This window comes from Arcicella rigui (assembly GCF_034929435.1).
Classification (GTDB): domain Bacteria; phylum Bacteroidota; class Bacteroidia; order Cytophagales; family Spirosomataceae; genus Arcicella; species Arcicella rigui.
In genome coordinates this window covers 76,199-102,333 of sequence record NZ_JAYFUM010000006.1, presented here as the reverse complement: position 1 = coordinate 102,333, position 26,135 = coordinate 76,199, and the positions used below count along the sequence as shown (strand labels likewise).

Below are 26,135 nucleotides of genomic sequence, written 5' to 3'. Positions count from 1 at the left end.
TGAAAATGGTAGTAAATCATTTTCAACTTCTTGGAAGAATAATAAAATTACTTTGTCTGCATCGTCTCCAGAAAATTGTACATTTTCCAGTTTTTCAGTAAATAACTGTTTTAAAATACTGACATTAAGTTTTAAGCAAAATCAGCAAAATATTTTTTTAGCTACTCATCGTGAATATTGCTTTTGAGTAGCTAAAAATTGAAATGCCAAAAACAGGATATTTTAACTGCAATAATCAACAAAATTTTGCTTTCACTAATTTCACTTAAATTTTCATGTAAAATATTACCAGTTTTTTTGAGTATTATAAATTCGCTTTCGCAAAAAATCATAAAAAAAAACTCTTCGATTAACACCAATCTATTTCACATATCATCATTTTTTATTCAATATAAAAACAGGATAAAATTAAGAATCCGAGTAGCTAATAAATTGGCTGTATTTTTTTTCTCCAACAAGTACAAAAGCATCATTTATATTTCAATAAAATTAATAACTTTGAAAAAATTTATTAATTTTCCATTAAAAAGTACAATTATTGACTCAATTTTCACAAAATAATCACTTGAAATAACTTATTTTTTTATACAGCACTATAATCAACAAACGCTGTATTTTTAACTTGACCATGAGATACTGTCTTTACTTATTAAGTATATGTTTTTATTTTCTTCAACCTTTAGGGGCAAATGCACAAGAGTTTAAACCTTCATTTAAACGCATTTCAACTAATGATGGGCTTTCGCAGAGCCACGTAAACGCTATATTGAAAGATAGAAAGGGCTTTATGTGGTTTGCCACCGACGAAGGGCTTAATAAATATGATGGCTACAACTTCACGGTTTATAAACATAGCAGTAAAAAGCCAAAATCTCTTTCTGACAATCTCATTTATGACATTATTGAAGACCACTTGGGGAATTTGTGGGTTGCAACAGCAACAGGATTAGATATTTTCAATCGTGACGATGAGACTTTTGAGCATTATTTCAATAAAAATGTAAGTATCAATGTTAGAGATATTTATCAAGACAAGCAAAACAGAATTTGGTTAGGAACAATTTCGGGGATTTATCTTTTGGATATTCCTCATAAAACTGCCAAGCAATTCAAACACGACCCGAGAAATAAAAATACCATTAGTGATGACTTTATCTATAAAATTGCCGAAGATAATTTGGGTAATATTTGGGTAGGTACAAACAATGGTCTGAATAAATTCAACCCAAATACTAATCAGTTTACTCATTTCTTTTTAAATACCAATAATCCGAAAGGAATCAGTTCGAATTGGGTTCGAGCAGTATATTTAGATAGGAAAAATAATCTTTGGATTGGAACGCTCAGAGGGGGAATTTCAAAATATAATACAAAAGATAATACTTTTACGACTTATGTTCACAATCCCAAAAATCCCAACAGTTTGTGCTATGATGATATTTTTTCATTTATGGAAGATAACCAAGGACGATTGTGGATTGGAACAGAAAATGGTGGTATAAGTGTTTTTGACTATACTAAAAATATATTCAAAACCTTAGAAAATAATCCAAATGATGAAAATAGTTTAAGTAACAACTCAGTTGATTGCTTGTACTTGGATGATATTGGCAATATTTGGATTGGTACTTATTCTGGAGGGGTAAATTTTATCCCGAAATTTGGCAGTAAATTCAATTTATATCAGCAAAAAACGGATGGAAGTAGCCTGAATAACAACAGTGTTTTATCGATTCATGGCGACAATCAGAATAATATTTGGATTGGAACAGACGGCGGTGGGCTGAATGTTTTTAATAAACAAACAAAAAAGTTTAGTGCATTCAAGAAAAAAGAAAATCAAAAAAATAGCATTTATTCAAATTATGTTACTTCTGTTTTAGACTTTAACGACAGATATTTAGCCTTAGGCTTGTACTTAGGTGGATTGGATTTTTTTGATAAAGAAAAAAGAGAGTTTATTCATAATTTAAGTTCAAGCAACCAAGTAGATACGCTTTCTCTACCAAGTTATTATACTATTCTGAAGTCAAAAGATAACAATCTTTGGTTGGGTTCATTAATTGGTGGACTTACATATTTTGATACCAAAGCACATAAATTTATCAATTTTAGTCATGACGATAACAACCCTCAAAGTATTGCGGACAATTATGTAAAAGCCTTGTATGAAGATGGCGACTATCTTTGGGTAGGAACTGAAAATGGTTTAGACTATTTCAATAAAAAAACAAAAGTATTTACGCACTTCAAGGCGAATCCAAATAACCCAAATAGTTTGTGTAACAACTCTATACAAGTAATTGTTGAAGCCTTTCAAAATCACGTATGGGTTGGTACAGCAGACGGACTTTGTCTGCTGAATTTAAAAACCAAAAGTTTCAAAACCTACACAGAAAATGAAGGACTACCTAATAATTTCATTAATGGAATTTTGAAAGACCATAAAGGAAATTTCTGGATAAGTACCAATAAGGGTTTGTCTAAATTTAGTTTTATAAAGAATCAATTTAGAAATTATAATGTTTCAGATGGTTTGCAAGGAAACGAATTTAAGCCACGAGCAGCCTTCATAACGAACGATGGAGAAATGTTTTTTGGTGGCCCAGACGGATTAAATTCATTTTTTCCTGATAGCATCAAAGATAACACTTACATCCCACCCGTATATATTACTGATTTTCAAATATTTAACAAACCTGTTCGAGTAGGTGTTGCAGGTTCGCCATTGACAAAACATATTTCTGAGACTGATAAAATTGTATTGCAGTACGACCAATCTGTATTTTCATTTGAGTTTGCCGCTCTGAATTATACTTTACCTGAAAAAAATAAATACGCTTATAAATTAGAAGGTTTTGATGAAGAATGGCGATACATCGAAACATTACGAAGAGCAACTTATACCAATCTTGACCCAGGCGAATACGTATTTAGAGTAAAAGCCTCTAATAATGATGGTATTTGGAATGAAAAAGGAACATCCATTCATATAGTTGTTTTACCACCATTTTGGGCAACTTGGTGGTTTAGATTATTGATGGGCTTCACGATTATAGGACTTGCGGTTGGTTTTTACCGATACAGAATTAATCTTATCAAGCAACAAAAAATTAAGCTTGAAAAAGAAGTTGAACTAAGAACCGCCCAATTGTTGCAATCAACCCAAGAGGAATTGAAGGCTCGTCAGGAAGCGGAAAGAGCCAATCAAGCCAAAAGTATTTTCTTAGCAACCATGAGCCACGAAATCAGAACTCCACTGAATGGCATTATTGGAATGGCTTCACTTTTGGAAGAAACAGAATTGAATGAAGAACAAAAAAGTTACTCCGATACCATACAAGCCTGTGGCGATAGTTTACTTTCGGTAATTAATGACATTTTGGACTTTTCTAAGATTGAATCTGGAAAGATGGAGTTAGAAGTCCATGATTTCAACCTTCGCCACTGTATCGAAGAAGTATTGGATGTGTTTGCTACCAAAGTTGCTACATTGAATATTGATTTATTGTATTCGATAGAATGGGACGTACCAGAGCAAATCGTTGGCGATAATCATCGTTTGCGTCAGGTTTTACTTAATCTTATCGGGAATGCCATTAAATTTACCAACCGAGGTGAAGTATATATAAAAGTGTATAAAACCAATTCAAGTGACGACAGCAACGAAATTACTTTAGGTTTTGAAGTAATAGATTCTGGAATTGGAATACCTGCCGACAAGCTTGATAGACTTTTCAAGCCTTTCTCACAAGTAGATTCTTCTACTACCCGAAAGTATGGCGGTACTGGTTTAGGCTTGATTATCAGTGAGAAAATCATCAAATTAATGGGTGGAAATATTGGCGTACAAAGTATTGAAGGCAAAGGAACAACGTTCAATTTTACCATCAAAACAGAAGTAAGTTCAGTCAAATTACCTTCACCTGTGTTGGATATTAGCGTATTGAATGGTAAGAAAATTTTAGTAGTTGACGACAACAAAACCAACTTGAGTATTCTAAAAGCTCAACTCGAACAATGGAAAATGCAGACAACTCTTTGCGAATCTCCATTTGAAGCTATTAGTCACATTAAAGAAAATAATACATTCGATATCGTTATTACAGATATGCAAATGCCAGAAATGGACGGCGTTCATTTGGCTTTGGAAATACAGAAGTATCATTCAACCTTACCGATTATCTTGTTGAGTTCGATTTCTGATACTTTCTATAAGCAACATCCAAATTTATTCCGTTCAATTTTAACCAAACCTGTAAAACAACTTACACTTTGCAAGAGTATTCAAGATGGATTGCTTAAAAAGGATTTACCAAAACAAAGTGTTTCGAATCAAAAATTGAATGCAGATTTTGCAACACAATATCCAATGAATATCTTGGTTGCCGAAGACTATTTGCTCAACCAAAAATTAGCTTTGAGAGTACTGAGTAAATTGGGTTATCAAGCTGATTTAGCTGAAAATGGATTAGAAGTAATCAGTGCTTTTGAAAAGAAATACTACGACCTGATATTAATGGATATGCAAATGCCAGAAATGGATGGTATCGAAGCGACGGTATTGTTGAGAAAAATGCCGATTAAGCAACCTATCATTATTGCGATGACGGCAAATACTTTTCAAGAAAATAAAGATGAATGTAGAGAAGCCGGTATGGAAGACTATATTAGTAAACCGATAAATTTAGAATTTTTGGTAAGTGTTTTAGAGAAATGGGGAAAAGAAATCATTAAACGAAATCAAGAATCTTAATAATTTTTACTCGTAAAGTTCTGGAAATGAATTATTTCCAGAACTTTTTTTTATTATTCAAAATTACTCTACTTTCATTTTCTGTATTTCCTTGAGTAAAGTTTCAGCACTTGATTGATAAGGATGATTTTGAGTAGAAGCAATCTTATTTAATATTTCCTTCGCTTCTTTGGTTTGCTTGTTTCCTAAATTCGCTAAGGCTTCGTACCATTCCGCTTGCTGACGAATATTTTCAAAACGACTTTCTCCTAAAGCTTTAAAACTTGATAATACTTCTGGAGCATTAAGAGCTGGATATTGCTTGAATCGTTTAATATTTTGTAACAAAGCACTCGAATCAGCCTCCCAAGCGGCTATGCTACTTGGCGAAATTCCCATCATTTTCCCTTGCTGAAATGGTGAAGAAATAGTTGGTGTTTTTACATACTTTTCATAAGCTACAATTCTACTTTCAAGAACGTGTTTCTGAGGTACTTTGCCTACTGTTTTGTTTGAAGTATCTTGCTTTTCTTGAGCTAAATCGGGTTTTTTCACCGAAGGTTTTGTATGTTTAGCAAATGAATCTTGGTTCTTCACTGAAATTTCACTTTTGTCATTTGACCAAAACCACCAAAAACCGAACAAGAAAACTACACTTGCAGCAATCGAAATATACTTCCAAGGCATTTTTACAATTGCTTTTGATGAATCTTTCGTTGAACGGTTGAGAACTCCTTCATTAGCCAATTGTTGATGTATATTTTGAAACTGTACTTTATAATGTTGGGCTTTCAAGCCTTCTTTAATGCGTTTTTGAATCAAAAACTCTTCTTGCATTTCGGGATTTTCCTGCAATAGTTTTTCAAAATCTGCTCTTGTATTTTCATCCATTTGTCCGCTGAGATACAAATGAATTTGTTCAAATATTTCTTGTGATAACATCTTGATGCTCTTGAAAATGAATGTCTTAAAGATTAATACTGAAATAACACTTCTCCTTATCAGATAATTAATTTTGATTTTTAGGTTTAAATGATTCCCTTAAATATTTGGCACATCGAAAACGCTTGAGTGTAGCCGAAGCTTCGGTAATCTTTAATTGTTCAGCTATCAATTTTAAGGACAATTCTTCAACATAAAATAAGGAAAGCATTTTTTGACAATCTTCTTTCAATGTTCTAAATGCTTTTTCTAATTGAACAAAAATCCATTCTCTTTCATGATTTTCATATCCAACATCTACTTTATCAATTGAGATTTCTCCTTCTGTTTCTTTGAAATTATTTTCTTTTTCATCCTTGTACTGATTAAAATCTTGTTGAAGACTAAGTGTAGGTAATTTACTTTTTTGGTCAATCTGTTTTTTCCATTGATTGATATAAATCCGATAAAAGTAACTGGTAATTTTAGCATTTGCCTGCCAAGTATATTCTCGATTTCGGAGTTTGACGATAAAAATTGCCAAACACTCTTGCAGAATGTCTTCCGCTTCCTCTATTTCACTGCCCTTTGTCAAAGCAAAAGGAATACATTGCTGATGAGTTTGCTGATAGAGAAAAGTAAAAGCGTTTGGATTTTCTTCAAGAAGTTCCTTATAAAAAAAGGCATCGTCTCGTTCGTATCGCTGAAAATTTGTGTTCGACATAAGCGTTGGGCCAAAGGGAAGATATTGTAAGAGTAAATTTTACGAATATTTTTCACAACACAAACAAGTCTTGACATTTATTACTTATTTTTCAATATCAACATTACAAAACCCTTTTTTCTTCTATTATACTTAATGACACTCGTTAATCAACTTTACTTATGAACTATTTATCTATTTTTCTTCTGGGTTTTATGTATGCTTCAATACCAAATTTAAAGGCACAAACACATACTAAATATAAGATTAGTCCTCAAAAAGTGATTCTTGATGATAACCTTGTAACATTTCTGGGTTCAGAGAGAATTAAAGTAATCCAAGAAGCTGATAGCGTTTTGGTGTACGGTTTAAATCCCGATGATAACAATAAGCATTCAGCTTCTGAACTTTTGGAAGGATTCTACATTAGCAACAAAGCTCAGAAAATAAAAGAGAAAGACAAGCAAGCTTTACAAAGGCAAATCTTTCAGATTCAAAATTATGATTCTGAAGGGGTTCATGAGCTTTGTGCATTCTCGCCACAAATTGCCTTTGAATTTTATCAACAACAGCAAAAACTACGTTTATTACTTTGCTTTTACTGTAACGAATTAAAATTTTTTGATTCAAAAAGTAAAGCCATAGGGAAGAGTTTTACCAAAACCAGTTCCGACTGGAAATTACTCGTAAACAGGATTGTGAATCCAAATAACAAAAGGAGAAAATGACAAAGCAAATTATTTTGTGCTACTTATTATTGTTGAGTCAGATAAGTATCGCTAAACCTTACAACCAAAAATGGACTCACAATGAACTATCAGCCGATATAGCTCAATTTTCAAAGCAAAATTTTCCTGTCGAACAGCAAAAAGTAAAGCGTTTTTTAGGTTATTCTTCTTACAAAATTTTAATGGAAGCAGAACAAATCAACGGATATTTACTCGACCCATTTCGTCATGATGGTGAAACTTTCGGAGGTTTCAGTATCCGAAAAAAAACATCTTCACTTACGGCAATTCAAAGTATGGAACTAAAAAAAATTCTAAGTAGCGATGCCAATTATGCCTTCGATAACATGATGAAAAATTGCACTTTTACGCCAAAATTGGGTTTAGAATTTAGAAAAGGAACACAAATACTTCGGATACTGATTTCTTATGATTGTAGAGTATGGCGATTTGTGGGAGAGGGCATCAACAAAGAAGAAGATTTTGACCCTTCCTACGAGCTTATGCTTGCTTATTTACAAAAAATTTTTCCAAACGATTCTCCACGGAAGAATAATTAAATCATCGTTTGGATGTTTTAATTCAGACCGACACGTTATCAAATTTTAAATATAAATCGCTAATTTTAAATAACACCCAAAATGAAAAGAAGATTATTTTTAGGTCTAAGTATCGCTGGTCTATTGGGCTTTCATAAGGCCAAAGCTCGACAGCTCAAACCAGTACTCAATGTGTTTTTAGCCGTAGATTTAAGCGACAATAATCGTAAAAAAGACCGTCAACGAGACTTAGAGGCGATGCAAGCATTTTTTAGCAACAAAGGAAGAATTGCAGAAATGGACGTGCGTATTCAAACATTTACACACGAGCGTTTTACGATTCCGACGCTACTCAATGCTATAAAATCTCTGGGAAACATTAGCCAAAATCAAGCTCCGAACAGTGGCATTGCAGTTTATTTTTCAGGACATGGCTCGAACAGAGACGGAAGTGCCTATCCACATTTAGACTTTAGCGATAACTCTTTGTCGATGAACAAACTAAGTGCGATTGTTGGAGAGCAAAACCCAAAATTGAAATTTATTTTGGCTGACTGCTGCAATAACATTATCGAAAATCCAGCGGCAAAATTGGCTTACACGGCAAATCCCATTGATGAAGATTTAGTAAAAGGACTCTTTTGGAATTTCGGAACACCCAATTCAAAACAAAATGTATTAATTTGTGCGGCTGAAAAAGGAGAATTTTCATACAGTTTACCTTCTGGAAGTATTTTCCAACAAATGTTTAGAAGAGCTTTTGACAACTCAACTTCCAACGACAATACCAAAGTTTCTTGGGAAAGTATCAAACAAAAAACGGTCGTCGAAGTAAGAAAATTCATAGAAAGGCAATCAAAAATCACAGGCTTTTCATATTCTCAATCGCCTATTTTTGAAATAGATTCCACCGCTAACAAAGAATAGTTTTGCATTATTTTGGGAAAGTATTATATTAAACATACTGTTTTAGGCTTATATTTGAAATAAAATATAAAACACAATGTTAATATTATGCGAAAGACCTTGATTTTAATGCTCTTAATTTGCTGTTCTGGTTTGACAAAAGCTCAAATCCGTACAGATTCAATGATGATTGAAAATCATTCCAGAAGTTTTCATTACTTGCCTTCAAGCAAACCTAAAGCTTCCTTAGTTTTTATTTTACATGGCTCGCAAGGTGATGGAATGCAAATTAGAAAGTACGGTAGCTATGAACCCACCAAAAAATTTGAAGAATTAGCGACGAAAGAAAATATATTATTAGTTTTTCCGAATGGCTATAAACGTTACTGGAATGAATGCAGAAAAACGGCTAATTCGGCGGCCAATCATGAAAATATCAACGAAGAAGCTTTTTTCGGACAAATGATTTCGTTTTTTAAAGAAAAATATCAAATTGATGATAAGAAAGTGTTTGCAGTAGGTACTTCTGGCGGTGGACACATGGCTTATAAATTGGCTTTGACAATGCCTGAAAAATTTAGAGCAATTACTGCCATTGTAGCGAATTTACCCGATACCAATAATTTAGATTGTATCGAAAAACAAATTGCTAAACCTGTAATGATTATCAATGGTACTTTAGACCCAATTAATCCTTATCAAGGTGGAGAAGTAAAACTTGGCTCGACGGTCAATTTAGGTTTTGTTCGTTCTACCGACCGTACTTTTGACTATTGGGCAAAATTAGCTGGTTACAAAGGAGAACCAACTTTGGAAAAACTCCCAGACAACGACCCGAACGACAATAAAGTGATTGAAAAATATACTTTCAAGGAAAAGAAAAAACCAGAAGTAACACTCTTAAAAGTTATTGGTGGCAAGCATGATTATCCTAACGATATTGATGTGTATTTGGAAGCATGGTCATTTTTTATGCGGAATTAATTTAATTAAATGAGGCTGTTAACAATAGAATTAACAGCCTCGTCTCATTTTAAAATTTCATTCTCTGAATCCTAACAGCATTCAAAATAGCTAAAAGTGCCACACCAACATCGGCAAAAACAGCTTCCCACATATTAGCCAATCCGCCCGCACCGAGTATCAACACCAATACTTTTACGACAAATGCCAAAGCAATATTTTGCCAAACTATATTTTTAGTAGCCTTTGCAATACGAATTGCGGTAACGATTTTAGAAGGCTGGTCATTTTGAATAACCACATCTGCCGTTTCAATACTGGCATCTGAACCCATGCCACCCATCGCTATGCCTACGTCTGAAAGAGCAATTACTGGTGCATCATTAATGCCATCACCGACAAAAGCAACCTTAAAATGTCTATCTTTCAAACCCTGTAAATGTTCCACTTTAATTTCGGGTAACAATTCTGCAAAAGCTTCCTTAATATTTAAAGTTTTGGCAACTTTCGCTACAACCGCTTTCTTATCTCCCGAAAGCATTACTGTTTTGATATTCATTTTTTGTAAATCAGCAATTGCTTGTTGGGCATCGGCTTTTATTTCGTCTGCCAATACAATATAACCTGCGTATTCACGATTAAACGCTATTACTACATGACTTTCTTCAATCTCGGAAAGCGTATCTGAAAAGGGAATCTGATACTTTTTCAAAAGTTGTAAATTCCCCACCATTACTTCATCTTCGGCTATTTTGCCAACTAAACCATGTCCCGAAATTTCTTTAAATTCACTTAAAATACTTTCGTTTAATGTAGGTTTAACAAATTCAACAATTGCTTTAGCAACAGGGTGATTTGACTTACTTTCCAATAAAGCCACTTTTGCTAATACTTCTTGTTTGTTTTCTCCTACAATTTCCACTTGCTGAACTTTAAAATTACCTTTGGTCAATGTACCCGTTTTGTCCATCACTACAGCATTTACTTGGGTCAGCACATCCAAAAAATTAGCTCCTTTAAACAAAATACCATGTTGTGAAGCCGCCCCGATTCCGCCAAAATACCCCAATGGAATAGAAACTACCAAAGCACAGGGACAAGAAATTACCAAGAACACCAAAGCCCGATAAAGCCAATCTTGAAAAAGGTAATTTTCTACAAAAAAGTAAGGAAGAAAAGTAATAGAAACCGCCAAAGCAAAGACAATTGGCGTATAAATTTTGGCAAATTTTGAAATAAATAATTGTGTTTGTGATTTTCTGGCGGTAGCATTTTGTACCATTTCCAAAATTTTCGAGAGCTTGGTATCTTTAAAAACAGTGTTTACTTGTATTTCTACCAAAGTGTCTAAATTTATCATTCCTGCCAAAATCATTTCGCCTTTTTGCTTGGTTTCTGGCATACTTTCTCCCGTGAGTGCAGCCGTATTGTAAGTAGCAGAATCACTGATTTGAATGCCGTCTAAAGCTACTTTTTCACCTGCTTTTACTTGAATAAATTCTCCAATCGCTACTTTTACAGGATTGACAACCAGAATTTTTTCATCTCTTTTTACCGATACTTTATCAGGGCGAACATCCAACAAAGCCTTGATTGAGCCTTTGGCACGCTTTACGGCTGCTCCTTGAAATAACTCGCCGATGGTATAAAAAAGCATGACGGCTACACCTTCTGGATATTCACCAATGCCGAAAGCACCAACCGTAGCCAAGCCCATCAAGAAAAATTCATCAAAAATATCTCCCTTTTGAATACTCTTGAAGGCATTTTTCAAAACAGGAAAACCAACAGGTAAATAGGCAATTAAGTAGCCAATAAAACGAATTTCGGAAGTAAAAAATGACAGCTTTAAGTTATCCGAAATGATACCAAGTAGAAGCAAAATTCCTGAAATCAAGGCAGGAAAAAATTCTTGCCAATTGCTATCATCATGATGCTGATGTTCATGATGATGTTCTTCATGTTCACTTTCGTGATGTTGATGTATCGTTGAATGTTGGTTGCACATAATTCTGATGAAATGTAAGGATTAGGGGCGTAAATTAGAGAAAAAGGAAGTGCAACAGGGAATCAAAAAGGAAATATAAATTGAGAATCTGTAAATTTTGTAAATAATGACCCTTTAAAATATTAAACAAACGCATTTCTGAGTATTTTTAAAATATCATTTAACAGCATTTCTTTTGAAAAAATCATTTCACTTTCGCATTCGTAAAATACATCGCTATTTAGGTTTAGTCTTGGGAATTCAGTTTTTGTTTTGGACAATTGGAGGTTTGTACTTCAGTTGGTCGGATATGGACGAAGTACATGGCGACCACCAAAAGGCTCATATTCATCCACTTAGTGCCAATATTGCTTTGGCGAATCCGCAGACCGTTATTCAACAAATAAAACAAAAGGACTCTGTCAATTTTATTTTTGATATAAAACTCATCCAAATTTTAGGGAAAGCTACTTATCAGATTACTTACTCACAAGAACATGATAGAGGCAAAAAAATCCAATTGGCAGATGCAGCTACTGGTAAAATCAGACCTGCTTTATCGAAAGAAGAAGCGATTGAAGTAGCAAAAAGAGGTTTTTCGGAAGAAGCAAAAATTAAAAATATCGAATACTTAACTTCTACAAACGGACACCATGAGTATCGGGAACAGGCTTTACCAGCTTTTGCCATTACGTTTGAACATCCAAGTAAAACAACAGTTTATGTGGCTACCGAATTAGGTACAATTCAGAAATTTAGAAATGAAAAATGGAGAATTTTTGACTTTTTATGGATGCTACATACAATGGATTTTGAGAGTAGAGATAATATTTCCAATTACTTATTACGTGCCTTTTCTATTTTTGGATTACTCACTATCCTTTCTGGATTTGTACTTTTTTGGGTAAGTGCAAAGGCGGTTAGTAAACGAGGGAAGAAGGGTATTTAATTTTTTGCTAAAAAATCATCTAAGGTGTTAAGTTTTATTTTACCTTCCTTGTGAAGTTTGACTTCTTTTAAACCTTCTTTGATGGTAGAAATTACTTCTTCTTTAGAGATTGAATCTGTTTCCTCTACAAGAATTGAGACTAATTGCTTTTTTTGATTTTGAGGCAATTGTCTAACCAATTCAATCAATTGATCGAAAGTCATATTTGCGTTAAAATGAATTGAACCAGCCATATTTTTGATTTTATCTTACACAAATATAAACGACAAAGACTTTTAAAAAAAGCTTTTAAAGCTTAAAAGGACAATCTATTTGTATTATTCATTAAACAGATTGTCCTCTAATTATTTTACTTATCTATTAATTTCACCAAAGTCTTCTTCAAAAAATCGGCAATGTATTTAACCGTTGGTTCAAACCAAGGATTGAATAAACAGAAGGAATGTGGTGCATCGGCAAAAGTATGTACTTCTGAATAAATTTTATATTGATCTAATACTTTTCTGAAATCTTCTCTGCCTGCGTGCATTCTATCTACTGAACTATTTAAGAATAAAATCGGAGGCGTTTTTGCTCCAACATGGTACAATGGCGAAGCTTCGTCCCAAAGTTGTGGGTTGTCTTTTTTGGGAATTCCAAACCAATAAGTTGCTGCCGAAGTACCTTTGCTATCATTTCCTTCACCCGATTCTGGATGAACAAAAGAAAGAGTGCCATCAATATCCACAACGGCTTGTACTTTTGAAGAGTAATTCAAATTGCCATTTGTTCCTTCAAAACTTGGATTTTCAGCCGTTACTCCCATAAAAGCTGATAATTCTCCGCCCGCCGAAAAGCCTAAAGTAGCGATTTTATCTGGGTCGATATTGTAGGTTTTTGCATTGGCACGCATCCAACGCAGGGCTGATTTCAAATCATAAACGGCTGCTGGATAAAGTGCTTCCGTAGATAAACGATACTCAGGCGTAAAACAGACAAAACCTAATTCCGCCAATCTTCTGGCTAATTGATAATGCTGTGTACGGTTTCCAGTTCGCCAACCACCGCCGTGAATAATCATGACCGCAGGCAATGGTTTTTCGCTCTTTTTTTTAGGACTAAAAACATCTAAAAACAAAGCACGATTACCAATTTTTCCATAAGTAATTGAATATGTTTCTGAAACAGTAGCCAAAGGTTTTTCTGGTACGATTGTCGTTACTGGATGCGACTGCTTACTATTGAGATAAGCCGTGTAATTATTGTAAGAAGTATCTACCTTTCCTGTAATGCCCAAGTGCGAAGGCTTTATCCAAAAAGTATTGGCTGTGGGTTTTATCGTTCCTGCGAAGATATTTTCTTTGGTATAAGTTGCGGCTTCGCTATCGCTTAATTGATAAGCCCATTTTACTCTTGATGAACTCTTTGCTCCCTCGCCAGTACTTTGGTATTCAGCATAGTAGGCTGTTTTTTCATTTTCTGCTTTTCCCCAAGCATCCCAGCCTTCGGGTAAAATATGCTTTCCAATTTCACAGTTTATGAATACTGTTTTGGCATAACTTCTCCATGGGCGACCTAAATATACTTTATCAACTCCCGATGAGGCTGTGAGTTTACAGTTTTTAAAAACATAGCCATAATTTACCCAATTGGGTGTTGATGCCGCCGTTACAAAACCATTGGCTTTACTATGAATTACACAATTTTCAAAAAGTGCTGTTGCTGGGCCAAAAATAAAATCAACAGTTCCTTCGATATAACAATCCACAAAATGTTGACGAGAGTTTTCTCCAGAAGCAAAAATGGTATCTTGATTTCCTAAAAATTTACATTTACGAATCACACAGCGGTCACCTTCAATATGCAAAGCCACTGCCTGTCCAACTCTTCCTGCCGTATTTTCGATGATGAGATTTTCTAAAGTAATATCATTTCCTAAAACTCTTAATGTATAAGAATCAAAGGTTTCCATTTTTCCTTTTCCAGAAAAATCATCATAAGAAATCACAGTACTGTCTTCGCCAATGATAGCAATATTGGTAAGTGTACTCGGAATCGTTACTTTTTCTTTATAAACTCCTTTTTTGATACGAATAGTAATCGGCTGCGGCAAAAATACTCTTACGGCATCAATAGCATCTTGGATATATTTAAAATCTCCAGAACCATCTTTTGCTACCACTAAATCATGTTGAATTTTTAGGGCTTGACTTTCACTCAGGAGTGGCATCAGGAGAAAAAAGAGGAAGAAAAAGTACTTTTGGCTGGTTGTCATAGTAATTGCGAATGTCTTTGAATGAAACATATTCTAAAGACAAGGCAATCACTAAATCTAATGCTTTGCGTGAGGATATTTTCTAAAGTACTTCAAAAACATAGGGTAGAACTATCTCTATTTTTCATTGAGTATGAATCTAAATTTTTAAGAAAATCTTTTTCTTGTAAAAAACATACAATAAAATCAGTTGTACAGCGGTAATAGAGCAAGCTACAAACACTGGTTGCCAATGACTTGGCGTGTACAAAATAAGCCCGCCAAAAAGGAAGTTGGCTGTGTGTGCAAAGTTGACTACGCCTTCCGATGCCATGTAAATCAGAATGGAGTTTGTGCCTATCCAAATAAAGGGTAATGCCCATTTTTGCCATTGCCAAACGTCGATAATGACGTAAAAGACCACAAAAAATAGGATAGAAAAACCGCCTACGAAACACACAAAGGAACTTGTCCAAAGGCGTTTGTTGATTGGAAACGCCATGTCCCAAAGTAAGCCAATGCCAATCAATACCAAAGCGGCGACTGTCATCATCAGTACTTTTCGATAGACAGAAAATTCGCCTTCTTTTTTCAAAAAAGTAGCAGTAAAAACGCCCAACATGGCTGTGCCAATGGCCGGCAGGGTTGAGAGCAATCCTTCGGGGTCATAGACAATACTGTGCAATCGACCCGGTAATAAAATGCGGTCGATGTACGATGCCAACGAGCCTTCTTTGGTTAAAATGCCTGCCCCAAAACCGGGTACTGGTACGAGGGTCATGAGCAACCAATAAGAAATTAGGATAAATACAAAAAAGTATATTTGCTTTAATGTGCTGGTATTCAAAAAGATAATTCCTGCAAAAAACCAAGCTAAACCGATTCTGCCTAATACACTGGCGATGCGTGTGTGTTCGTAGCCATTCCATTTGAACAAACCATTCACAATACAGCCCAGTAAAAGCAGAATGAGCGTTCGGCGTAACATGGATTTGTACAATGGTATTTTTACAGCAGTTGGCAACAAATGTGGACTATCGACGAAGGCTTCGTTCATCTTTTTTTGCATCGAAAAAGGCATCGACATTCCTGCAATAAAAAGGAATAGTGGGAAAATCATATCGTAAAAAGTAATGCCATTCCAAGCGGTATGATGCAGTTGTTCCGACATCCATTCAAAGGCTGGAATGTGCGTTGCCTCTGCCAACGCATGAACGATATGCTCGCCACTCATAATCCAAAACATATCGAAACCTCGCAAGGCATCTAAGGAGACAAGTCTTTTGTCTTTCATAGTAATGTTGAGTTTGGGAGTGATGAAATTGTGAATGAATGAGTTAGTGAATTGTGAGTTGGCGAATTGTGAGTTGGTGAATTAAAGTATTTATTTTGTTTTGATTAAGGTAAAACATGAGTAATTGAAAAACAAAACATTAATTCACAATTCTTCATTGTTACTTAGTAAAAAAGAATTACTCATGCACAATTCACTAACTCGCTCATTCACTAACTCACAATTAACTAACTCACAACTCCTTTCTATACTTCTGATACATCTTCAAAGCAACTTGGTGGCTGTTGCCTTTGGTTGTTGTTGGGAAATTCTTTTGGCTTGTTACCCATTTCCATTCCCAAGTACGGATGTTTTCATCGAAGGTTTTCAAATCTGGCTCACGGTTTGATGCCAACGCTTGGTTGAGTTCTACAAAAAACTGTTCCCATCTTGGTTTATAAAAATCATTCAACAAACCACTCCACTGGCGATTGGCGTACTCGTGAAGTGGACTATTGGCATCGCCCCAAAGCGTAATAAGGTCACGGGCATTTTGTTCATAAAGTGCTTTTTCGGCTGGCGTATTGCCCCAACTTCTTGCCGAGCTAATCCACGGACCAAGCATAAAATCTTTGCGAGTAGCCAACAATTCATCCATATCGGCAATCAAATCAAGAAAACCCTGAGCGTCTTTTTTGAACTGTACAGCGTCTTTAGCTTTAAATGAATTTTTCCATTTTTTCTGTAAAATAAGGGCATGATTTGCCAATACTTGTCTGGTTATATCAACTAAATCGTACTGAAAACCATCCGAATCAATGCCTTTTTTAGATGCTTCTACGAACAAATCCCAAGCAGAAAGCAAGTCTTTTGGTTTGTAGTTGAGCTTGGTTCTTGTCCAAATCGTTGTAGAATCAAACGTAGGGCGACCCGTTACAATTGATTCAGCACCATCACGAATGTCTTTGCCATTGTATGCCGTTTGACGCAATACTTGCCAAGCTTCCACCAAAGATTTATCATCGGTTTTATAACGATTTTTAGCATATTTTACCAACCATTCATCTAAGTTGATTGGCGTAGTTTGCCAAGTATGTTGCATCATCAATTCATAAATCACAGGATTTTGTTCGATGGCTTCCATCGTTAAACCGATTCCTTGTAAATTTTTAGAATTAGGGTCGTTCAAAGCCAAAGCTGGACCACTGGCTACGCCATCCATTCTACCAAAAAGATTGACATTTCCTCCGAAATTATTCAACATATTCCAAATCCAAGGTTTGCCATAAAAAGCATCGGTACGTTTCCAAACAGGCTCAATTTCGGTTGCCAAATCCAACAACAACATTTTATCATTCGGAACAGCGTTGAGTAAAGCTTCAATTTGTGGAGCTTTCCAGAATTTTCTATCACTATAAAACAACCAACCTTGCATCACCCAAACGGCATCGGGGTCGGCCTGACGCATTCCTTCGTAGATTCTGGCACTGAGTTTTGAAAGAAAAGCAGGTTCGTCGGTTGGTGGTTCGTTTTCGTTGAACGTATCGGCCGAATACAAATGGTCTGAACCAAAAAGTTTAGTTTGTTTATTGATAAATCTTTTGCCCAATTCGGCAAAAAGCGGGTCTTCTGAATCTAAAATATAAGTATCGCCAAAACCGTTTGTCCAGTTGGTTGCCTTGAGTTTGGCATTCGGATATTTCTTTTTGAATGCCGCAGGCACGTGTCCTGTGAAGGCAGGCAACACAGGTTTCATGCCCAAAGCACGTTCTCTTTGCAAGATTTTTACCTGTAAATCTTTGTGCGATTTCATCCAACTCACAGGCAGTGGACCGCCCCAACCATCAAGATTTCCCATCCAAAACCAAGAGAAATACGCTGGACCACTGAAAAAATCTTTCAAATCATTGTCAGAAAAGCCCATTTCGTTATAGACTTCACGCCAAGTATATTCTTCGCCCGTAATTGCCAAAGGCATATTGATGCCGTGCATGGCCATCCAGTCGATTTCTTTTTGCCATCTTTCCCAATTCCACCACGACATACTGTAATTGAACGTACAATAATTGAGGTAATAGCGGTATTGGTAAGGCGTTTTCTTTGTAATTTTTGTAGGTAATTGAGGTAATTTGGCGGGCAAATCAAGGTTTGTGCCGTTCCAAGTAATTTGGCAATGGCAATATTCGGTAAGGTAATAATACAAAGCAGAAGCCACCGCAACACCGTTGTTTCCTCTTAAAATGATTTTTTGGTTCTTGCTTTCTATTTCAAAAAGGTCTTTGGGTGCAGTACTTTCAAGCGACTCAACGACAAAAAATTGGGCTTTTTTAGGAATTACTCTGCCAATTAAATCGAGAGATTCTTTTTTGTTGAGCTGTGCGTTTGCGTGAAAACTACCTAAAAATCCGAATACGATAAGTAAGTAGCGAGTCTGTCGAAAAAGTTTTATCATGTTTGCAATTCGTTTGAAAATCTTGAGGTAACTGTGAATGTTGTCACCTCAAGATTATTGTGTATGAAGGGATTTAGAAGCACTAACGATATAGTATATATGTTATTTCTAAATCCCCATTTTTAAGCATTCACCCTGCTATTGGTAGCCCGGATTTTGTTTTATGTTTGGATTAAGTTGGAAGGCACTTCTTGGAATTGGGAAAATTCTACGATACTTATCAGCATTAGTTTTATAACCCCATTTTCCTTCGTATTTTCCAAAACGAATCATGTCATTTCTGTGCCATCCTTCAAAGGCAAATTCTCTACTTCTTTCAGCATAAATAGATTCTAAATCAATACTTGAAAGCGTTGGCGAAGTAGTTCTTTGTGAGCGAACTTGGTTCACTAAAGCAACCGCAGAACTACCCAAAGTAGCTGCTCCACCTCTAAGAATTGCCTCAGCCTTCATCAAAAGAATATCCGAGTAACGGAATACAGGAATATCATTGTTTTGATTTCTACTTAATGAAGTAGCATCAGGATAAAACTTGATATTGCGGTAACCCATGTTCCAAGCCAATTCATCATTACCAGCATCAAAAGCCGATACATCTTGACGTAAAACTACTTCTGGTGTTAAATTAACATGATAAGTAACAGGAGTAGCCCCATCACTTCCTTTGTAGAATTGGTCAAGACCTAATTTAGTCGTTTGTACCGTCAATGGCGAACCGTCGCTTTGGTACTGTAAACCCGTCAACCATTGACCATTTCTGATGTCGTTAGGGTCGTTGAAATGTGCATAAAATTCTGGCAAAGTACTTGCTGAACCCGCAGGCGTAAAGGGTAAACTAAATTTCTGTCTGGCACTTCTGGGTACTTGATAACGTGAATGAATATTAACCGAGCGGAAAGGAAATGAATTACTCATAGCTGGGTCGTAGGGAATAGCAAAGATAAATTCTTTCATTTGCGGCCCATTTTGTGGATAAAACATTTTTAAGTACGAAGCTCTTGGCTCAATCGCATACAAGCCCGAACTAATTACTTTATCACAAGCGGCAATACAATCATCATAGCGTTTTGTTCCAGTGTATTCTTCGGCATTCAGATACATTTTTGCTAAAAGGGCATAAGCTGTCCATTTATTGGGTCTTCCATAAGTAGCAGTACTTGAAATCTCACTTAAATACGGAATGGCTGCATTGATTTCTTTTTCAATAAATTTAAAAACCTCAGCTCTTGCCACATTTGTTTTTGGACTAAAATCACCATAAACAGTATCAATGGGTACGTTTCCGTAATTATCCATCATCATAAAATAGGCAAATGCTCTTACAGTTTTGATTTCAGCCAAATTAGTATTTTTAGCAGCACCTGCTGGCATGGTTGTACTTAAAATGTTGACGGTTTGATTTGCCACCCCAATAATCGTTGAAAGCCAGTACCAGTTACCATTCAAATAGCCATTGTCTTGTGTCCAAGTGTGGTAGTGCATGGTTTGGTTTTGTCCGCCATCAAACCAGTTTCCACCTCTGGCAGGCATGATGCTTTCGTCGGTACTAAACGATTGTTGGAAAAAATACTCAACACCGTAGTTACCTCGCAAAGCCACATAAACGGGGCCAGATGCTGAAACAAATTGCTCGGTATTAGAAGGGAATACTTCTGGCGTAAGCTCTGTCGTAACAGGGACGTCCAACTCGTGGCAGGAAAAGAGTACACCCGAAAGGAGTACTGATAGTATTGTATATAAATATGACTTTTTCATAATTTCCAATTATTAAATAATTAAAATGAAACATTTACACCTATTAAGAAAGTACGTGTTTTTGGATAGAAGTTGTTGTAATCTACCCCCGGAGCGATACCTCCTTGGTTTACTTCTGGGTCAACACCTGTGTATTTTGTAATTACAAAAAGGTTGTTGACAGAACCATAAACTCTCAGATTTTTAAATGTCGAGCCTGACTTTTTGACGTTATAACCTAAAGTAGCGTTATCAAATCTGATGAAGCTACCGTCTTCAATAAAGCGAGAAGAATAAAAGTAAGCGTTGTAGTCAGAAGGTGATTCATTGGCTACATCAGCTAAGATGTTGGCGTATTGAACCGTGTTTGGTCTGAACAAATCAGCACGAGTAGCATTGAAAATCTTGTTTCCAAAAACACCTCTGATGAATACGTTCAAGTCCCAATTATTATACTTGAAAGTGTTGTTCCAGCCTAATAATAATTTTGGTTGAGCACTTCCTAAGTATTTATAATCAACGCCTTCAACAGGTGTAGTTGTAAGTGTACCATCAGCCGAAACAAATTGCGAAACGCCTGCTGAATTTTTTCCTGCATATTCTAAAGCAAAGAATTGTCCGAGTGGTCTGCCTGATTTAAGAATTTGTAATGAACGTCCCGACTGTCCGCCTCCTTCTGGTCTTGCCAAAAGTACTGAGTCGCCACCTGCAAATAATGGATTTGTCAAGCTCGTGATTACGTTTTTGTTATGAGCAAGGTTTACTGTTGTTGCCCAAGATACTTTTCCTCTGCTTAATACTTTTGCATTTACAGTAAGTTCAACCCCTTTGTTGTTGATACTTCCACCGTTAGCCACGATGCTTCCTACGGGTACAAGAATTGGGTCAACGCTGTAAGAGTAAATCATACCCGTTGTATTTTTATTATACAATTCAATTGAACCGCTGATTTTGTTATTAGCAGTAGCAAAGTCTAAACCGATGTTAGTTGTCGCTGTTTTTTCCCATTTCAAATCAGGGTTAGCAGCTTTGGTTGGGCCGTTTGCGGCTACTAATGAACCATTATAATAATACGTTCCTAAACCTCCTGAAATAAATTGAGCTGTATAAGCATTAAATCCAGAGGCATTACCCGTTACGCCATAACTTGCTCTTAATTTTAAATCACCCACAACGTCTTGATTAACCATAAAATCTTCTTGGCTGATTCTCCAAGCTGCTCCTACCGATGGAAAATATCCCCACTGATTGTTTGTACCAAATACTGAGCTACCGTCTCTTCTTACTGAGCCTTGCAACAAGTATTTATTATCATAATTGTAGTTGAATCTGGCAAAATCAGAAATCAATTGTGTTTCTTGATATACTCCGTCTGGGCCAAAGCTAATCTGAAAACCAGAAATTCCATAAGGGTTACTCAAAGCCAAATTGCTATAACCGATATTATCAACTGGTAAATTGCTGGTAGTTACTTGGAAACCATCGCCAATTTTGTTGTTTTGCCAAGAATACCCCAATACTGCATTAATGGAATGTTTACCAAATTCTTTGTTCCATGTCAAATAAGTTTCTACAATCTTGTTGGTATTTTGATATGAGCTTCTACTTGCTTGCCCGTTTTTACCAAATGTTTGCTGATAGTGAAAACCTAAACCTGGGTCTGGGTTATCGTACATATTGTTATAAGTACTTGTATAGTATTTATTGTAATATGTTCCCTGTAAAGTATTGGAATTCATGTACGAAAGGTCTAAATTATAAGTAAGACCAAAAGGTAATTCCAATTGTGTTTTAAGGCTACCAATTAAATTACTGTACTTAGTTTTCATTTGGCTGTTGTTAATCATCGCCACTGGGTTGTAATACCCTGAGTTTTCTAAGTTTTCAAAATAAGTACCATCCGCATTCGTAATTGGTGAAACTGGCAAGTATGAAGTTGATTGTAAAAGTACAGTATTTCTGTATGGAATATCTTCGGCATCGCTGCTTGAATTGGTAACAGAAAAAGCAAATTTCAATTTGTCTTTCAATGCTAATTGTTCAATCGACAAACGAGCAATCACTCTTTCTAATGAGCTATTCAATAAAATACCATCTTTTTTTACGTAGTTCAAACTTGCACTATAAGTAGTATGTTCGCCACCACCACTTACAGAAAGGTTGTGATTGGTAGAAATCGCTCGCTTCTTTTGGATAGACGACTGCCAGTCGGTATCTGCTCCTTTGTCATCTTTTGGAGAAAAAGATACATTTATTTTTTGCATGAAAGCACGTAGTTCAGAGGCTGTCATCATATCTAATTTATTCGATACTTGCTCTAAACCCACAAATGAACTATATGCTACTTGTGTTTGTCCTTTTTTTCCTTTTTTGGTTGTCACCATAATTACGCCATTGGCAGCACGGTTTCCATAAATAGCTGTGGCGGCGGCATCTTTCAACACGTCGATTGATGCAACATCGTCTGGAGCAATCGTTGAAATATCTGCTCCCGGTACGCCATCAATTACATAAAATGGGCCTTGCGAACTGTTCAAGGTTGAAGCTCCTCTTAAAATTACTGCCGCAGGTTTATTTGGGTCACCGCTGGCTGTAATATTCAAGCCCGGTACTTTACCTTGTAATAATTGCCCAAGGTCAGTAATAGCACCTCTGTTAAGCTCTTCGGTTTTTACCGTACTTACCGCACTCGAAAGTGTTTTACGTGATTGATTTCCATAACCTACCACGGCAATTTCAGCCAATGAAGTAGATACTTCTTGCAAGCTAATGGCAATATAAGTTTGACTACCAACCAATACTTCTTTGGTTTTGAAACCAATGTATGAAAATACAAGTGTTTCAGTTTTGGTGGCATTCAAAGAAAATTCACCATTGGCATCGGTAGTTGTTCCTTTGGATGTTCCTTTAATGGCAATATTTACCCCTACTAATGGCTTAGAATCAGTAGAAGAGATTACTTTTCCTTTAACAGTTTGTACAAGTATTTCAATAGGAATTTCTAATTTAGGATTTACTTTTTTAGGTTTAATAACAATTGTTTTGTCAACAATTAAATACTCAAGAGATTGATTGGCAAAACATCTTTCAAGTACTTCTTCAAGTTTAGCATTTTTCAGATTAATCGTTACTTTTTCAGCATTCTGAATTAAATCTGTTTTGTACCAAAAGGTATAATCACTCTGCTTTTCAATTTCTTTGAAAACATTATTAATAGTCGTGTTACGAAGATTCAAGTTAAATCTTTGCGAAAAACCAACAGCCCTTACCTGTAACAGTATCGAAAAGGATAAAATAATGGTTAGTTTCATGACCCTGAAGAGTTTAGTGGATAGTTGTAATCCACGAGGCGAAGCCGAATTGCACGGCAAGCCCAGCCTAATTTGGAAAATAGGATTGCGATTCATACTTTTGTTTTGGGGTTTTGATAAGATACTTGGAAAAATTATTGTAATCAAACACCGCTTTTAGAGCGAAAACGCTGCAACGTTTTCGCTTTTTTCGTTGTTTAATGTCTTTGAAGTGGAATAAGTGCCACCTGCACTGAAAAATGTTTTATTTTAGACTTTGGCTATAAGCTTTAAGCTTTAAGCTGTGAGCTTTCAGCTATCGGACTTCGGATGTCAGATTTTGGATTTGAGCTTTCGGATTTAGGATTTAAAAATCACTAATTCACAACTCAATAAATCACCAATTCACAACTCACTGAATCACTAATTCACAATTCACTCAATCACTAACTCACAACTATTCAAGGCGTTATTATAATTTTTTTGCCTTCTATTTTGAACTGAATTTCACTCATCGACAAAATTTTCAATACATTCGACAAATTCGTATTCCGAGGAAGTTTTCCTGTAAAATGTTCGTCGGGTACTTTTCCAATGTACTGAACATCAACATCATACCATCTTTCAATTTGTCGCATAATCATATCTAAACTGGTATTATTAAACTGAAAGTAACCCTCTTTCCAAGCCAACTCGTCTTCTAAACTTACGTCATTAATCGTTCTAAAAATACCATTACTAAAGCCCACTTTACTCTGCTGTCCGGGTTGAAGTATCGTTGAATGATTATCTTTACTGACCTTCACAGAACCTTCTACCAAAGTAGTTTTGATAGACTTTTCATTTTCGTAAGCCATCACGTTGAAGTGCGTTCCCAATACTTCTACTTCTTGCCCATTGGTTGATACTTTAAATGGCATTTTAGTATTTTTGGCTACTTCAAAATAAATCTCGCCCGTCATTTCCACTTTTCTTTCTTTGCCAACAAACACCATTGGGAATCTCAAACTCGAAGCCGCATTCATCCAAACTTTCGTACCATCCGACAATACAATTTGGTACTGCCCACCTTTGGGCGTAGTAATGGTATTGTACATTGGGCGAGCATTCGGCGTTTCAGTTGCCTGATACACCAATTGTCCTTTTTCAGGTTTTAGAATATTCGTTGCTCCTTGTTTTGCAATATTTCCATTTTTTGAGGTATCTAAAATTACTTTAGAACCATCATCAAAAGTTAAAATTGCCTTATTCGTTCCGGGCAAAACATCGTTTTTCTCAAATTCTTTTACTTGTACCAAACGATTTTCGTTTCGCTGATGAACAGTATTATATTGAAACCAAGCAAATAAACCTACCGCAACAATAACAGCAATGGAAGCCGCCATTCGATAACCCATTTGCCAAAATCTACTTGGCGTTTCTTCTTCCTCCCATGTTGGGTTTTCTTCTTCAATACTTTCCTCTTTATGAAAGATAGATGCCAATATCCTCTGCGACATTTCTTCGGGCATCTCAAGGTTAGCTTCATGGTTTTTCCATGAATGATACAAAAGCTCTGCTAACTCATCCTCAGTGGCAACATTTGCCCACTGCATAAGTTCATATTTTTCGTCTTCAGTACAGCGGTTACTGAAGAATTTTTCAACCAAAAAGGTGATTCTTTCTGAAGGCATATCACGTCAATGGAATACCATTCTTTTAAATGTTAAATAATATTCGCCTACAAATTCGCCTGCCGAGCGTCCTCGACTACCTTGTTTGGCTCATAACTACATAGAAGACAATCCTCGAAAACAATAGGACTAATTGAAATGAAAAAAAAATGAAATTATTTTTTCTGGATAATCCAAAACATATAAAACAAACACATAGCAGCCTGATAATTAAGCTTTTGCTTAATTGTGTTGATGGCTTGGATAATATGATTTTTTACCGTGTTGGGCGAAAGATTCAACATCTGAGCAATTTCTTCGTGCTTGAGATGTTGCTCACGACTGAGTTGATAGACAAGTTTTTGTTGGGGAGGAAGACTTTCGATAATTTGAGCAAGCATTCTTTGGGTTTCGTTGAATTGTATCAAATTATCGGTTGAATTTACTTCAAAAGTCTGATTTTCAAAGTATTCAGCATAAAGAAGTGTTTGGCGAGCAATCGTTTTGAAAGCATTGATAGCTTGATTTTTTGCCATTCTGAAAAGGTAAGCATCAAATTGTGCAATATTGATTAACTCACTTTTATCTTTCCAAAGTTTCAAAAAAATCTCTTGAATAATATCTTCTGTAATTTCTTGAGAATTGGTAAGTCTAAATAAATAACCAAAAAGTTTATTTTTATGTGCATGAAAAAGGTACGTAAATGCTTTTTCATTTCCAGAAGAAGCGAGTTTTAACAGTTCTTTTTCATCATGTAAAAAATCCTTAACCATTCAGCGAATTAAATTTTATACTCAACAAACGATATATTCACATTAAAGCTACTTAATAAATTTGACAAAATGTAGTTTAAAAAAAGCTTCTTTTTATTTTGTCAAGAAAAAACCAAAAAATACTATGCTAAAAAATTGTTAAGACAATATATTCCTTAAAATGAAAATAAATACATTTTATACTTAAAAAATTAATAATAAGATTTTATTTTTCGTTGTTTATGTACAAAATAAAGATTATTTTTCACAAAACTAATTCAAACCCTTAGCATAAAAAATTTTTCAGCAAACAAAAAA

The 26,135-nt window shown here is 35.5% G+C and carries 17 protein-coding genes; 6 read left to right on the top strand and 11 right to left on the bottom strand.

The genetic code is table 11. The annotated features are described in order from the left end of the window. The first annotated feature begins 628 nt into the window (after positions 1 to 628). Positions 629 to 4,756: a two-component regulator propeller domain-containing protein gene (locus tag VB248_RS05420; RefSeq protein WP_323295726.1), complete on the top strand. Its 4,128-nt coding sequence runs from the start codon at positions 629 to 631 to the stop codon at positions 4,754 to 4,756. Positions 4,757 to 4,819: 63 nt separating this feature from the next. Here VB248_RS05420 and VB248_RS05415 read toward each other — a convergent pair whose 3' ends face one another. Together VB248_RS05415 and VB248_RS05410 are read right to left on the bottom strand one after the other, a co-directional pair. Further along, a complete protein-coding gene (locus VB248_RS05415; protein ID WP_323295725.1) occupies positions 4,820 to 5,677 on the bottom strand; it encodes an anti-sigma factor family protein in 858 nt (285 codons plus the stop codon). Between the two features lie 67 nt (positions 5,678 to 5,744). Further along, complete coding sequence (locus VB248_RS05410) at positions 5,745 to 6,380, bottom strand: RNA polymerase sigma factor (RefSeq protein WP_323295724.1); 636 nt, start codon at positions 6,378 to 6,380, stop codon at positions 5,745 to 5,747. Positions 6,381 to 6,541: 161 nt separating this feature from the next. Here VB248_RS05410 and VB248_RS05405 point away from each other — a divergent pair, with 161 nt between their 5' ends. The 4 genes from VB248_RS05405 (at position 6,542) to VB248_RS05390 (ending at position 9,516) form a co-directional block, all read left to right on the top strand. Next, entirely contained in the window at positions 6,542 to 7,087 is a 546-nt protein-coding gene (locus VB248_RS05405) for a hypothetical protein (RefSeq protein ID WP_323295723.1), read from the top strand. Next, positions 7,084 to 7,647, top strand: a complete 564-nt coding sequence (locus VB248_RS05400; protein ID WP_323295722.1) for a hypothetical protein — start codon at positions 7,084 to 7,086, stop codon at positions 7,645 to 7,647. Before VB248_RS05405 ends, VB248_RS05400 begins: the two co-directional genes overlap by 4 nt. Before the next feature lie 81 nt (positions 7,648 to 7,728). Then, the gene (locus VB248_RS05395) at positions 7,729 to 8,553 is read left to right on the top strand and encodes a caspase family protein (protein WP_323295721.1); all 825 of its coding nucleotides are present in this window, start codon (positions 7,729 to 7,731) and stop codon (positions 8,551 to 8,553) included. 87 nt (positions 8,554 to 8,640) lie between these two features. Then, positions 8,641 to 9,516, top strand: coding sequence for an alpha/beta hydrolase family esterase (locus VB248_RS05390; protein WP_323295720.1), 876 nt, complete (start codon positions 8,641 to 8,643; stop codon positions 9,514 to 9,516). 49 nt (positions 9,517 to 9,565) lie between these two features. On the opposite strand, the gene VB248_RS05385 is transcribed toward VB248_RS05390, so the two are convergent. Continuing rightward, a complete protein-coding gene (locus VB248_RS05385; RefSeq protein ID WP_323295719.1) occupies positions 9,566 to 11,503 on the bottom strand; it encodes a heavy metal translocating P-type ATPase in 1,938 nt (645 codons plus the stop codon). A 175-nt stretch (positions 11,504 to 11,678) separates the two neighbouring features. On the opposite strand from VB248_RS05385, the gene VB248_RS05380 reads away from it, so the two are divergent. Further along, positions 11,679 to 12,431, top strand: a complete 753-nt coding sequence (locus VB248_RS05380) for a hypothetical protein (protein ID WP_323295718.1) — start codon at positions 11,679 to 11,681, stop codon at positions 12,429 to 12,431. Here the strand turns inward: VB248_RS05380 and VB248_RS05375 are convergent. The 8 genes from VB248_RS05375 to VB248_RS05340 form a co-directional block, all read right to left on the bottom strand. Next, complete coding sequence (locus VB248_RS05375; RefSeq protein ID WP_323295717.1) at positions 12,428 to 12,664, bottom strand: hypothetical protein; 237 nt, start codon at positions 12,662 to 12,664, stop codon at positions 12,428 to 12,430. The two genes, VB248_RS05380 and VB248_RS05375, sit on opposite strands and share 4 nt — an antisense overlap. Before the next feature lie 116 nt (positions 12,665 to 12,780). Further along, the gene (locus tag VB248_RS05370; protein WP_323295716.1) at positions 12,781 to 14,685 is read right to left on the bottom strand and encodes a pectinesterase family protein; all 1,905 of its coding nucleotides are present in this window, start codon (positions 14,683 to 14,685) and stop codon (positions 12,781 to 12,783) included. A 139-nt stretch (positions 14,686 to 14,824) separates the two neighbouring features. Next, a complete protein-coding gene (locus tag VB248_RS05365; RefSeq protein WP_323295715.1) occupies positions 14,825 to 15,958 on the bottom strand; it encodes an acyltransferase family protein in 1,134 nt (377 codons plus the stop codon). A 232-nt stretch (positions 15,959 to 16,190) separates the two neighbouring features. Further along, on the bottom strand, positions 16,191 to 18,389 hold the full coding sequence (locus VB248_RS05360; RefSeq protein WP_323295714.1) for an alpha-N-acetylglucosaminidase: 2,199 nt from the start codon (positions 18,387 to 18,389) through the stop codon (positions 16,191 to 16,193). A 138-nt stretch (positions 18,390 to 18,527) separates the two neighbouring features. Next, a complete protein-coding gene (locus tag VB248_RS05355) occupies positions 18,528 to 20,144 on the bottom strand; it encodes a RagB/SusD family nutrient uptake outer membrane protein (protein ID WP_323295713.1) in 1,617 nt (538 codons plus the stop codon). Between the two features lie 20 nt (positions 20,145 to 20,164). Continuing rightward, positions 20,165 to 23,434 (bottom strand): TonB-dependent receptor, encoded by a 3,270-nt coding sequence (locus tag VB248_RS05350; protein WP_323295712.1) that lies wholly within the window; start codon positions 23,432 to 23,434, stop codon positions 20,165 to 20,167. A gap of 440 nt (positions 23,435 to 23,874) precedes the next feature. Continuing rightward, positions 23,875 to 25,086 carry a FecR family protein gene (locus tag VB248_RS05345; protein ID WP_323295711.1) on the bottom strand — a complete coding sequence of 404 codons (1,212 nt, stop codon included), beginning with the start codon at positions 25,084 to 25,086 and terminating at the stop codon, positions 23,875 to 23,877. 155 nt (positions 25,087 to 25,241) lie between these two features. Continuing rightward, a complete protein-coding gene (locus tag VB248_RS05340; protein ID WP_323295710.1) occupies positions 25,242 to 25,838 on the bottom strand; it encodes an RNA polymerase sigma factor in 597 nt (198 codons plus the stop codon). Positions 25,839 to 26,135: the final 297 nt, after the last annotated feature.